The sequence below is a fragment of the Gilliamella sp. Lep-s35 genome (assembly GCF_009795845.1).
Taxonomy (GTDB): domain Bacteria; phylum Pseudomonadota; class Gammaproteobacteria; order Enterobacterales; family Orbaceae; genus Gilliamella.
This window is the reverse complement of sequence record NZ_WTEX01000014.1, coordinates 17,614-30,359: the sequence shown is the minus strand read 5'-3', so window position 1 is coordinate 30,359 and position 12,746 is coordinate 17,614. Positions and strand designations below refer to the sequence as shown.

General features: G+C 33.8%; 11 protein-coding genes, 1 tRNA gene and 1 pseudogene. 3 read left to right on the top strand and 10 right to left on the bottom strand.

What is annotated here, in order from left to right; genetic code table 11:
* Positions 1-310 precede the first annotated feature (310 nt).
* On the top strand, positions 311-706 hold the full coding sequence (locus GQ590_RS07625) for a hypothetical protein (protein ID WP_160407761.1): 396 nt from the start codon (positions 311-313) through the stop codon (positions 704-706).
* Between the two features lie 14 nt (positions 707-720).
* Positions 721-1,077, top strand: a complete 357-nt coding sequence (frdD, locus tag GQ590_RS07620) for a fumarate reductase subunit FrdD (RefSeq protein ID WP_160407763.1) — start codon at positions 721-723, stop codon at positions 1,075-1,077.
* A 73-nt stretch (positions 1,078-1,150) separates the two neighbouring features.
* Here the strand turns inward: frdD and GQ590_RS07615 are convergent, their stop codons facing one another.
* From GQ590_RS07615 to GQ590_RS07595, 5 genes are all read right to left on the bottom strand, one after another.
* Complete coding sequence (locus GQ590_RS07615; RefSeq protein WP_160407765.1) at positions 1,151-2,014, bottom strand: hypothetical protein; 864 nt, start codon at positions 2,012-2,014, stop codon at positions 1,151-1,153.
* A gap of 74 nt (positions 2,015-2,088) precedes the next feature.
* A complete protein-coding gene (gene yejF, locus GQ590_RS07610) occupies positions 2,089-3,858 on the bottom strand; it encodes a microcin C ABC transporter ATP-binding protein YejF (RefSeq protein ID WP_160407767.1) in 1,770 nt (589 codons plus the stop codon).
* Complete coding sequence (locus GQ590_RS07605) at positions 3,855-4,886, bottom strand: ABC transporter permease (protein WP_160407769.1); 1,032 nt, start codon at positions 4,884-4,886, stop codon at positions 3,855-3,857. Before GQ590_RS07605 ends, yejF begins: the two co-directional genes overlap by 4 nt.
* Positions 4,886-5,974 carry a microcin C ABC transporter permease YejB gene (locus GQ590_RS07600; RefSeq protein WP_160407771.1) on the bottom strand — a complete coding sequence of 363 codons (1,089 nt, stop codon included), beginning with the start codon at positions 5,972-5,974 and terminating at the stop codon, positions 4,886-4,888. The genes GQ590_RS07605 and GQ590_RS07600 overlap by 1 nt, the downstream gene beginning before the upstream one ends.
* Position 5,975: 1 nt before the next feature.
* Entirely contained in the window at positions 5,976-7,943 is a 1,968-nt protein-coding gene (locus GQ590_RS07595; RefSeq protein ID WP_202112925.1) for an extracellular solute-binding protein, read from the bottom strand.
* Positions 7,944-8,357: 414 nt separating this feature from the next.
* Between GQ590_RS07595 and GQ590_RS12900 the strand changes: the two are divergent.
* A pseudogene (locus GQ590_RS12900) lies at positions 8,358-8,503 on the top strand (site-specific integrase); the annotation flags it as partial.
* Between the two features lie 196 nt (positions 8,504-8,699).
* Here GQ590_RS12900 and GQ590_RS07590 read toward each other — a convergent pair.
* The 5 genes from GQ590_RS07590 to mutM form a co-directional block, all read right to left on the bottom strand.
* Positions 8,700-8,775: transfer RNA gene (locus GQ590_RS07590), tRNA-Lys, on the bottom strand.
* Between the two features lie 124 nt (positions 8,776-8,899).
* Positions 8,900-9,640, bottom strand: a complete 741-nt coding sequence (gene ybgF, locus GQ590_RS07585; protein ID WP_160407773.1) for a tol-pal system protein YbgF — start codon at positions 9,638-9,640, stop codon at positions 8,900-8,902.
* Positions 9,641-9,707: 67 nt separating this feature from the next.
* Positions 9,708-10,187, bottom strand: coding sequence for a peptidoglycan-associated lipoprotein Pal (gene pal / locus GQ590_RS07580; protein WP_160407775.1), 480 nt, complete (start codon positions 10,185-10,187; stop codon positions 9,708-9,710).
* A gap of 134 nt (positions 10,188-10,321) precedes the next feature.
* Positions 10,322-11,620, bottom strand: coding sequence for a Tol-Pal system beta propeller repeat protein TolB (tolB, locus tag GQ590_RS07575; protein ID WP_160407777.1), 1,299 nt, complete (start codon positions 11,618-11,620; stop codon positions 10,322-10,324).
* Between the two features lie 312 nt (positions 11,621-11,932).
* Positions 11,933-12,742, bottom strand: a complete 810-nt coding sequence (gene mutM, locus GQ590_RS07570) for a bifunctional DNA-formamidopyrimidine glycosylase/DNA-(apurinic or apyrimidinic site) lyase (RefSeq protein ID WP_160407779.1) — start codon at positions 12,740-12,742, stop codon at positions 11,933-11,935.
* Between the last annotated feature and the right edge of the window lie 4 nt (positions 12,743-12,746).

The following is a 12,746-nucleotide window of genomic DNA, read 5'->3' as shown; positions in this document are numbered from 1 at the left end:
TTTTAATAAAATTATATTATAACAACATCTTTATTCTTTTTTATTTACTTTTTATTGATATAACAATAGCTCTACATTAAAATTCTTTTTTACTTTATTTATTGTCTATTTTATTATTCATTGTCCAAGCATTACAAATAATTAACATTTGACGCACTTTTTGCATAGCATTACTGTTTTAAAAAACTATATTATGGCTCACTATAAATTAGCGACATAAAACCGTTTAATCCTTATAATACCCGATTGAATAATAATCCTACCAAATAATAATTAGTCGCATAAAATATAATACAACCTAGAGATATTTATGAATCAACAAGATAACAATAATACCCTTGAAGCTACTCAAACCAATGTAAAGTGCCCTTTTATAATTACTATCATGCATAAATTAGTTCCTTTTTCGATGATTTGGGTAAGTTTAGTTTTAATCTATGGTGTAGTTTGTATGTACACTAATGCTGTTGGACAAGATGAATTTTATCGTTTTATCTTTTTTTTACGTAACCCTTTTGTTGTTACACTAAATTGTATTGCGTTATTCATTAGTGTTTTCCATACTATAGTTTGGTTTAATTTACTCCCGAAAACGATTTCTAGCGCAATGTTTAATAAAAAATCTAATGCATTATTAGTTATTGCTGGATTGTGGGTGGTTACATTTGCAGTATCGAGTTTGTTATTTTTATTTGTATTGACATGAGTGGTATTGAATTAATGAAAAATCAACAAATTCTAACAAAAAACACAGATGGAAAAGTAATAAAAAGTTTGTTTTTTCTTGGTGGAACATGGGCTGCTATTTTTTTTCCCATTGTGCTAATCATTATGGTATTTATGATTCCATTTGGTGATGTAATTACGCGGTCTTATATTATTAAAATAGCTAACACAGAAATTGGTAAAATTTTTTTATTTTTGACGATTTCATTACCTGTCTGGTTTGGATTACAACAAATTTTAACTATTTTGCACGAACATAAAATCCATCCAAAACGTGAAAAAGTACTGATATTTGGATTAGCATTAGCATGGACATTGCATGCGATTTATCTATTGTTTATTCGAATGTGATGGTGTTTTTTAGTAAATGGACAAAATACAAAAAACGCTATTAAACAAATAACGTTTTTTGTATTGCTAAAATCTAATAATAAGTCACTTCTCGAGTCACAGTTGTTTGTTTACCGCCTTGGTTATTTTTAACTTTACTTGCTGTTAACCAATCGTTTTTTTCATTAAAAGTTAAAAATTTAGTGACATAATGAACGACTTCTTTTCCTGCTGACAAATAAGAAGATTCAATGGCAGTTAAGCGATGATGCTCGTTATCATATTGATACAAAAAATTACTTTCATTTTTCATATTGTTACTAAATTGATACAGCACTTTAGCTAACTGTTGTTCTTGATATCCAAACATATAGGTTGATGTCCCTTTTTGTTCTGTACCTATGTATTGCCCATTTTCATCAATTTCTTTTAGTTGCCATTGTACATTTTTGTTAATAAGGCAATTATTAGTGTCATACATATAATTATCGGTTTCAACAAAAATAAAATCGGCTGCTTTTTTGGTTTGCTGAGATACTACAATTTTGCCTTGTTCATCGGTATTAAATTGAATAATGCTATTGGTTTTATCTTCTGCATCTTCAATGATATTTTCCCAGCCTGATTTATTTTTGTGTAGGTGTTCGGAATAAATCCGAATGTTTTTTTCTGAATAAAGATCGTAATGGCTTTGCGTGATAAGTCCATTGGGATCATACGTTAGTATATGCTTAGCTGTCGTGCTATTTAAATCACTACCTAATTTGGTCGTTGAGCTTCTAACCTCTTGCTTGATACCTTTTATTGGTGAGTCAATATAATCAAGAATCTGAAAGATATAATTATTCGCTTCAATAGTATTTTGAGTCGGGTTACCGCTACAATTTAGCGCCATCGTATTTATCGACATAAGCGACAAACAAGGTGTTAATAAAAAAGTGAGTATTGGTTTTTGCATAATGAACCTGTTAAATTATTTAATAGATTGATTTATTCAAAATCACTTATAATATAAATCATTGTTTTATAAATTTATTTTTTACGCATCAACAGCGCATCATCCCAATTGACCTTTTTTTCTAGGTCTGAATTTTTATTTTGTTGGTTTTTTTGTTGAGTATTATCTTTATCAGTAAATCTTTCTGCAATTTCTATTTTGTCAGTTTTTTCAATTTTATCTAGGTGTATAAACGTTTTATTTTTTTTACGAGGTCGTTTATCTAAAAATGAAAGTAACGTTTTAGTATATTCGTTTTCAGGAAAATAGAAAATCTTTTCACGCGTGCCTTGTTCAATAATTTGCCCTTCTTTCATTACCACCACTTGATGACACATAGAATAAACCAAAGCTAAATCATGGCTAATAAATAAATAGCTAAGTTGATGCTTTTCTTGTAACGATTTAAGTAAATGAATAATCTGTTTTTGAATAGTGTGATCTAACGATGAGGTTGGCTCATCTAAAATCAATAATTCGGGTTGTAAAATTAATGCGCGAGCAATTGCTATACGTTGACGCTGACCGCCCGAAAATTCAGTTGGATAGCGATAACGCATTTCGGGATCAAGACCAACTTCTTGCATAATATCAATTACGGCTTGTTCTCGCTCTTCTTTACTTAGCTTTTTGTGAGTCACTAACCCTTCACTAATAATCTGCTCAACATTAAAACGTGGATTAAGTGATGAAAATGGATCTTGAAAGACCACTTGAATTCGGCTACGAAATGGTAACAGCTTTTTAGCCTTTAAATGTTGTATCGGATGACTATCAAATAAAATATCACCTTGCGATTTAATTAGCCGTAAAATTGCTAATGCTGTAGTGCTTTTACCCGATCCTGACTCACCTACAATACCAACCGTTTCACCTTGGTGTACAGCAAAGCCAATGTTGTTGATGATCTGCTTTTTTTGGCAGAAAAATAAACGTTTTTTAGCAATAACTTCAACATTAAGGTGATTAACATTAAGCAATATTCCCGGTGTATCTGGCAACGGTACTGGGTCGCCTGTAGGTTCGGAATTTAATAATGTTTGAGTATATTCATGCTGCGGACGTAAAAAGATACGCTGTTTATTATTGTATTCGACAATTTGGCCTTGTTGCATCACAGCGACTTTATCAGCTAGCTTTTTCACAATGCCAAGATTATGTGAAATAAATAGCATGCTCATATTCAGTTCTTTCTTTAGCTCTTTTAATAACTGAATAATTTGCGCCTGTACAGATACATCCAAAGCGGTAGTAGGTTCATCAGCAATCAATAATTTAGGGTGCGTTAAAATCGCCATGGCAATCATTACACGCTGCCTTTCGCCACCAGATAGTTGATGAGGATACGCTGATAATTTACTTTTTGGTTCCTTAATACCTACACGATCAAGATATTGTAAAATTTCTTCACGAGCTTGGTTACGCCTCATTCCTCGATGTAACGCCAGTACTTCATAAAGTTGCTTCTCAACTGTATGTAGAGGATTTAATGATACCATCGGCTCTTGAAAGATCATGCTAATTTCATTACCACGAACTTTACGAAGTTCTTTATCTGGCGCATATAATAATGATTTTCCTTCAAACAAAATATCGCCAGTAGGATAAATCACCTGATCTTTATTTAACAGACGTAAGATAGACAGCGCAGTCACACTCTTTCCTGAGCCTGACTCGCCGACAAGAGCTAATGTCTCTTGCTCATAAAGATCAAAGTTAACATGACTTACAACTTGTGATGTAGTTTGCACTCCACGTTTAAAAGCGATACTTAAATCCTGCACTGATAATAAAGGAGAACTCATCGATATACTCCTTTGTTTGGATCGAACGCATCTCTTACTGCTTCACCAATAAATATGAGCAATGAAAGTAACGTTGCAATAATTAAAAATGAACTAATACCCAGCCAAGGCGCTTGCAAATTATTTTTACCTTGTAATAATAATCGTCCTAATGATGGCGAATCAATCGGTAAACCAAAACCTAAAAAATCTAGCGCTGTTAGTGTTGTTATCGAACCACAAAGAATAAAAGGTAGAAAGGTTAATGTTGCCACCATGGCATTAGGCAAGATATGACGAAACATAATTTTAGTGTCACTAACTCCCATTGCTTTAGCTGCACGAATATAATCAAAATTGCGAGTACGCAAAAATTCAGTACGTACTACACCTACTAAAGCCATCCAACCAAATAATACGGTAATACCTAATAACCACCAGAAATTAAGCGGTAAAATACTGGCTAATAGAATAATAACAAATAGCTCTGGTAACCCACTCCATATTTCTATGAAACGTTGACCGATTAGATCAACTTTCCCTCCATAATAGCCTTGTATTGCCCCAAAAATGACACCAATAATTGAAGTGAAAATCGTCAAGAAAATCGCAAAAAACATAGATATGCGAAAACCATATAAAATATTGGCTAATACATCGAAACCTGCATCGGTGGTGCCTAACCAATGTGATGCCGAAGGCGGCGTTGGAAAAGTGCTTGATGTATCATAAATTAATGTATCGTAACTATAGCGAAACGGTGGCCATAAAATCCAGCCATTAGCTTCTATTTTATTTTGCACAGCAGGATCAAGAAAGTTGGTTTGCGTGGCTAATTGGCCACCAAATTCCGTTTCTGGATAAAAATGAAAAATTGGCGAATAGTAATTACCCTGATATTTAATAAAGATAGGTCTATCGTTAACAATAAAATCAGCAAATAAGCTAATCACAAAACAGATCATAAATAACCAAAGTGAATAATAACCACGGCGATTATGTTTAAATCTTTGCCAACGTTGTTGGTTAATAGAATAATGAGTGGTCATTAGTTACGAGCCTCAAAGTCAATGCGTGGATCTATCATCATGTAAGTCAAATCAGACAACAGTTTAGTAACAAGTCCAACCAACGTAAAAATATAAAGCGACCCAAAAATCACAGGGTAATCACGCTGAATAATTGCCTCATACCCCAATAGACCAAGCCCATTAAGCGAAAAGATAATTTCAATCAATAATGAACCAGTAAATAAAATACCAACAAAAGTGGCAGGAAAGCCCGATACAATCAGTAATGTTGCATTGCGAAAAACATGTTTATATAAAATTTTTCTTTCACTTAATCCTTTAGCCCGTGCGGTTATTACATACTGTTTGCGTATTTCATCTAAAAATGCGTTTTTAGTCAGCATAGTAAGCGAAGCAAAACCGCCAATAACCATTGCAATAGTAGGCAAACAGATGTGCCATGCGTAATCTTTTACTTTTCCCCAAAAATCAAGTTGATCAAAATGGTTCGATATTAGCCCACGTAGAGGAAAAATATCCCAATAACTATCACCAGCAAATAATACGATCAATAAAACTGCCAATAAAAAAGCAGGTATCGCATAGCCAATAATAATTAAGGTACTTGACCAAAAATCAAATGCAGAACCATCTTTCACTGCTTTGCGAATGCCTAACGGGATTGAAATGAGATAAACAAGCAAAGTACTCCATAATCCCAATGAAATTGAAACAGGTAAACTTTTGGCAATTAAACCTAGTACCGATTCACTTTTAAAAAAACTGTTACCAAAATCAAACCGTATATATTTTTTTAGTGTTTCGATATAACGTTCAAATATTGGTTTATCAAAGCCGTATTGTTTTTCTATCATTGCGACAACTTGGGGATCAAGCCCACGAGAGCCTCGATAATTTGATTCGTTTTTATACTGCTGTACGGATATTGACGAGTCACCACTCCCCGGCAATAACCCTTGCCCTGCTTGCGGTCCGTTTTCAATCATAGCAAGCGCCTGATCAACGGGTCCACCTGGCGCAACTTGTACAATAAAAAAGTTGATAGTCAAAATCACAAACAATGTTGGAATAATCAGCAACAGTCGACGAATAAAATAATTTAACATATTAATGTTCCCGATTTTTAGACAGGCTAGCTGCTTTGTTTGCATCATACCACCAACTATCAACCCCTATACCATAAGTCGGTTGTATAGCTGGTTGCCCAAATTTGTTCCAATAAGCATAATAAGTTTTACTGTTATACCACATTGGAATCATTGGATATTCTTGCGTTAAAATACGATCAAGCGCACGTCCTAATGGAACAAGTTCTTCTTGATTATCCACATTCTTAATAATTTCAGCGATAATGCCATCGATAGCTTTATTATGTAACCCCGAAGCATTCCACGATGAGTTAAGGTATTCACTTCCCCAAAACATCAATAAATTAGAATTAGGATAATTTACGGCATAATAATAACGTGCAACCATATCATAATCACGCTCACGAACACGCCGTAAATGTTGTGCGGAATCTAACAAGGTAATTTTCATGGTGATCCCTAAACGTGCTAAATTTTGTTGAAAAGGAATAGCATATTTAATATCGCTACCAAGTGAGCTGATCAGCTCAAATTCAAATGGTTGCTGCGTTTTAGTATTAATTAACTTGCCATCTTTAATTTCCCATCCAGCTTGTTTTAGTAATTCAGCCGCTTTTAATAAATTGTCACGATTAAAACCTTGCCCATCACTTTTGGAAATAGAATAAGCATTATCAAAAACAGCTTCGGGAATAATATGTTTATAAGGATTAAGCCATTTTAATTCTTGCTCTGTCGGCTTACCTTTTGCCGCATAAATGGTGTTTTCAAAAAAACTATAAGGTCTTTTGTAACTGTCATAATAAAAGGCATGATTTAGCCATTCAAAATCAAATGCCAAGGAGACCGCTTTACGTACTTTAATATCTTTAAATAGTTCTTTTTGTAAATTAAATGCGAGCCACTTAGTATCGGTTGCGGTTTTAACAGGTTTTTCTTGTTTAATAATATGGCTATTATCAAAATATCGACCTTGATATTGAGTAAACCAATTTTTGGGTTGATCTTCAGCTCGCAAATCATATTCACCAGCTTTAAAGGCTTCTAGTGAAACATTGTCATCCATATAATAATCAATGCGTTTTTCGTCAAAATTATCTAAACCTTTATTAATCGGCAAATCACGTGCCCAATACTTCGGATTACGTCGATAAACAACATATTGCCCCATTTTATAATCGCTAATATAGTAAGGGCCACTACCAACAGGTGGCGTGCTTAATGGTTCTGAAAAATCATGATGTTGCCAAAAATGTTTAGGAATAACACGCATACTACCCACAAATGAAAGAAGTTTTTCCCGATCCGACTCAGGAATATCAACACGCACATGGTGATCATCTATTGCCTTAACTGTAATGCCTTTATTATAAACACGATACTGAGGTACGCCTTCGGTCATAAATTTGTGAAAGGTAAATTCAACATCGTGGGCAGTAATGGGATTGTCATCTTGAAAACGAGCATTAGGATTAATTGCAACTTCAGCCCAACGGTATTGGTTAGAGTAGGTTATTGAAGTAGCAATAAGGGGATAAAAGCTTGTGATATCATCAGCTGTATTAGTAAAAAGACTATCATACAGTGATCCTGAATTACGTTCAGGTGCGCCACGGCTAGCAAAGCGATTTAAATTATCAAAAGATCCAACTTCAGCCAATTTAATAACACCGCCTTTTGGTGCGTTAGGATTGACATAATCAAGATGCTGAAAATGATCTGGATATTTAGGTTTTCCCGAAAGTGAATAGATTGTTTTATGATAAATTACTTCATGTGATTGGCGTGGACCAACAAGATCAATGGGGTTATTGTCAGGTAATTCTGTTTGAGGATTAACAATAACTTCCACCTCGGTTTGAAACTCAGTCTGAGGATGCACTGATTGTTCTTCATCAGCAAAAACAGGCGCAGAACAAAAGACCATATAGCTTAAGCAACTCAAGATAAATAATATTTTTATAGGTTGTTTTATTCGACTAATCATCCTAATTCTATTCCTGCTCTATTTAACAATAGCATATTTATGTAACGTCTTATTGATTATTAACAAATCAGTCATTAAAGGCAATCACAATTCCCCAATTAAGTTGTCTATTTTGCCAAACTTCCACTAAATGAGCAAAACCTAATTAATAAGATGAACATAAAATGATAATACTCATTAAAAATACACATTTAATAAAAAATGAAATAATTCTAAGTATTATTAACCAAACTCAAAATATTACGTATTGTCTTTCTTGCTTGATGTCTATTATTATAGCAGGTTGAACAGTGATCCTAGCCAAAAAGTGGACAAAAGTGGCCTCTATGATATAAACAAAACTCATAGGAGACAAATATCATAGCCCCCAAAATTTAGCATCGAACTCAAACAAAAATCAATGATTATACGTTATCTTGGGCTAGCTGACACGTCCAAGCAGGTACACCGATCTATACGCTCACTTGAACGCAGATCATATGCTTGAGTTTGCAAACAACGTCACATTTACGGCACAAAGCTCATTCAACGACACAATGGAAAATGGAATAAAATCTTAAAAACTAATACAAATCATAGTATTAAATGGTGGGTCGTGAGCGATTATTCGGCACATCGTGTGCCTCACCCCTGCGGGGCCAACACTGCGTGTTGTTCAAATTTGTTCCGGACAAATTTGTCGAACACTGGCGTTCTCATCGCTTTTCTTGTTTTTGATTAGATCGATTTGATTTACTTAAGATTTATGTAGTTAAATGGTGGGTCGTGAGCGATTCGAACGCTCGACCAACGGATTAAAAGTCCGCTGCTCTACCGACTGAGCTAACGACCCATTTGACAAAATCACTTCATACTTAATGCTACAAGTGACTTCGGGGTGGTATAATACTTATAATTATTACGCTACGCAACCTTTTTATTGCTATTTTTTTATGATAGTTGGTTATTTATACACTCTATTTTAGTGATGCAAGCTTTTTCTTAGCACGATCAACTACACTCTTATCTTTTGGATACTTATTTACCACTTGCTGAAAAACAGTTTTAGCTTTTTTGGAGTCTCCTTTATCAATTAAGATTAATCCTATTTTATAAAGACTATCTGCAGCTTTTGAAGAAGATGGAAAATTTTTTACTACAGTTGCATAATAAAATGAAGCATCATCTTTTTTACTTTGTTTATATAAAATTTGACCGATCCAATAATTAACGTTGGCTTGATAGCTAGATTTTGGGTAGGCTTTTAAATATTTTTGAAATGCGGTAATGGTTTCATTATTTTGTTTGCCATCATTAACAAACTGTATGATAAAATTATAATCAGCTTTATCATCACCTGAAGTTGACCATCCTGATAAATCTGATGGTGAAGATGTGGATAAAGTCGATTCAGAAGATGGCTCAAAGCTGCTTTCTTGTGAGTCTGAATTAGAATTTGGTGAAAAGCCAGAACTACTACCAATTTGCTGAAAAATCATTTTTTGACGTTCAATCACTTGATTAAGTTGATATTTTGTTTCTTCTAACTGACCGCGAAGCGTATCGACATCTGCTTGTAAGTCGCTAATTTTCTGCTGATTTTCAATCAATAATTGACCTTGTGCTTGAATTGTTCTATCTACATCAGAACTACCAGCAGAACAGCCATAACCAGTGAATAAAAGAAATAAGAACAATGTGAGGATTTTTTTATGCATTTTATTAAACTCGTTGTGAACTCTGAAAATAAATAACGGCTGAACAATCAGCCGTTATAAGATACAATTAATACCCAACATAGGTTACTACAGCGCGACGATTTTTAGCATAAGTTGCTTCATCATGACCTAATACAGCTGGTTTTTCTTTACCGTAAGAAACGATGTCCATTTGGCTTGCAGAAACACCATTGCCTTGTAGGTATGATTTAACTGCTGCTGCACGACGCTCACCTAATGCAATATTATACTCTGGAGTACCACGTTCATCGGCATGACCTTCAATAACAACTTTTATATTAGTTGAGCGAATAAATACAGCGTGTGCATTTAACAAAGTTTCATATTCAGATTTAACATTGTATTTATCAAAATCAAAATATACTGTATTGATTTGCTGTAATTTCTGAAGTTGTTCTAAAGCTTCTTTTGATAAAGCACCATTTAAATTTCCATCCGTCTTGTGACTGTTATTAGATGAACACGCTGTTACTGCGATTAAAGGTAAAGTAACCGCAGCTACTTTAAGAAATTTAGAAAATTGCATTGTATAAACTCCTTTTGTTTGAATAAATTATTATTTATATATCTAACCGACCTAAAAAGATTAGAGGTATATATTATAACGACCTTAAATTTTACACAATTTTAATAATTGTAATATTGTTTTTTAAACTGTTCTTATAAATATGGTGACCAAGCAGGGAATTTTACTTGCCCATCTGTTGCTGGCAACCTTGCTTTGAAATTACCATCAGTAGAAACCAGATTTAAAATTGTACCTAATCCTTGCGATGAACTATAAATGATCATTGTACCATTTGGGGCAATACTTGGCGTTTCATCTAGAAAAGTATCCGTTAAACGTTGATAGGTTTTTGTATCCATATCATATCGAGTAATATGTTGTTCACCATTATTAGTTGAAATCATAGCAATAAAGGAACCATCAGGTGACACTCTTGCATTCTGATTTTGCGTATTATCCCAAGTCATTCTTTGTGATTGGCCAGTATTGATATTGATACTATATAACTGTGGGCGACCCGCTTGGTCAGAAGTATAAACGATAGTTTGATTATCAGGCATCCAAGATGGTTCTGTATTATTACTACGACTAGAAGTAAGTTGAGTAATTTTTTTATTGCTTAAGTTCATCATATATAAATTTAAACTTCCTCCTTTAGATAAAGCAAATGCTAATTTGCTACCATCGGGAGAAAATGCAGGTGCACCATTATGTTGAGGAAAAGAAGCAATTGTTTGCACGGCACCACTATCCAATGTTTTTAAAACTAACGAAGAATGGCCGCCTTCAAAAGTTACATAAGCTATTTTTTTGCCATCTGGCGACCAAGTCGGTGACATTAAAGGCTCTTTAGAACGATGAACAGTAATTTGATCATATCCATCATAATCAGATACTCTTAATTCGTGAGAAAAAGGCCCTTTAGTTGTTTTAACAACATAAGCAATTCGGGTTCTAAATGCGCCTTTAATACCTGTTAGAGATTCAAATATCTCATCACTTGCAGTATGAGCGGCATAACGAAGCCAGCGTTTTTCAATAGAAAATTGATTTTGTGACAAAACTGCACCAGGTCGATTAACCATATCGACTAATTGATAATTTATCAAATATTTTCCGGACGCATCGGGTTGAATTGAACCTACTACAACAGCAGAAATGCCAAGATTATTCCATGCTGCGGGGGTAATTTCTGAAGCTGTTGTTGGTTTTTCAGGCATTTGATTAATCCCAATAGGATTAAACTTACCACTATTACGCAAATCAGAAGCAATAATATCTTCAATGACTTGTGGTGGTTCTCCACTTCCTGCCCATTTAAATGGAACAACAGCTATGGGTTTAGCAGAACTTATCCCATCGGTAATAATAATTCTAACTTCAGAATTAGCTATCGTAGCAAAAAACAAAAAAAAGCAAGTTGTCAAAAAGCGAGAAGCAAATTTGATCATCTTAAATTCCTTAATAAAAATAATATTTATTGAATTAAATTAAATAAAAAACTAATAAAAAGAAAATAAACCTAATTAATATCATCGCCAATCAACCTTAAAATATTAAATTACAGCGACAAGATAGCCACCGATATCTGACAACAATTTTATAGTATTTTAAATAAAAAATTTCTGTGATATTAATAGTTTTACTATATAAAATAATTATTTTATTGTAGTTGAATATACTAATCCTATTTAGATAAGGTTTAAAGGGGGGGTAAGAGATATTTTTATATAAAAGAAGTGATTCATTTAAAATAAATGCGACTATTTTTGGCAAAATTCACAATAAAAAGTATTACGCTGTCCAATCTTTTGTGATTTTATTTCTGCACCACAGTTCAAACACTGCTCACCTTCTCGACCATAAACTTGTAGTTTCTGCGCAAAATATCCTGGCTTGCCATCTGATTGCAGAAAATCCTTAAGTGTTGTTCCCCCTTGTTCAATTGATTTGGTAAGCACTTGTTTAATAGAGGCAACTAGCTTTTCAAACTCCTCTAATTTTAAAGAGTTAACTTTTCGATTAGGGTTGATTTTTGCTATAAATAGCGATTCAGAAGCATAAATATTACCAACCCCAACCACAATATGATTATCCATAATCCAACTTTTAATCGGAACTCGCCGATTTCTGGCTTTTTCAAATAGATACTCTGCACAAAATTCATTACTTAAAGGTTCGGGGCCCAAATGTTGTAACTGCGGTATTTCCTCTAGTGAATTTGCCCAAAGCCAAGAACCAAAACGCCTAGGATCGGTATAACGTAGAATGACGCCATTTTCTAAAACTAAATCAATATGATCATGTTTTTCTGCTTTTTGTGGAGCCTGTAAAATACGTAAACTACCAGACATTCCTAAATGAATCACTATCCAATTGTTAGGTAACTGTAATAATAAATATTTTGCACGACGTTTTATATCTAAAACAACTTGCCCGTTCACATTACTTATAGCACTATCAACAGGCCAACGTAATTTAGGCTGTCGAACAATAATTTTGTCGATAATCTGCCCCTTTAAATGTGGCAAAATACCTCGGCGACTTGTTTCAACTTCCGGTAATTCAGGCATATTA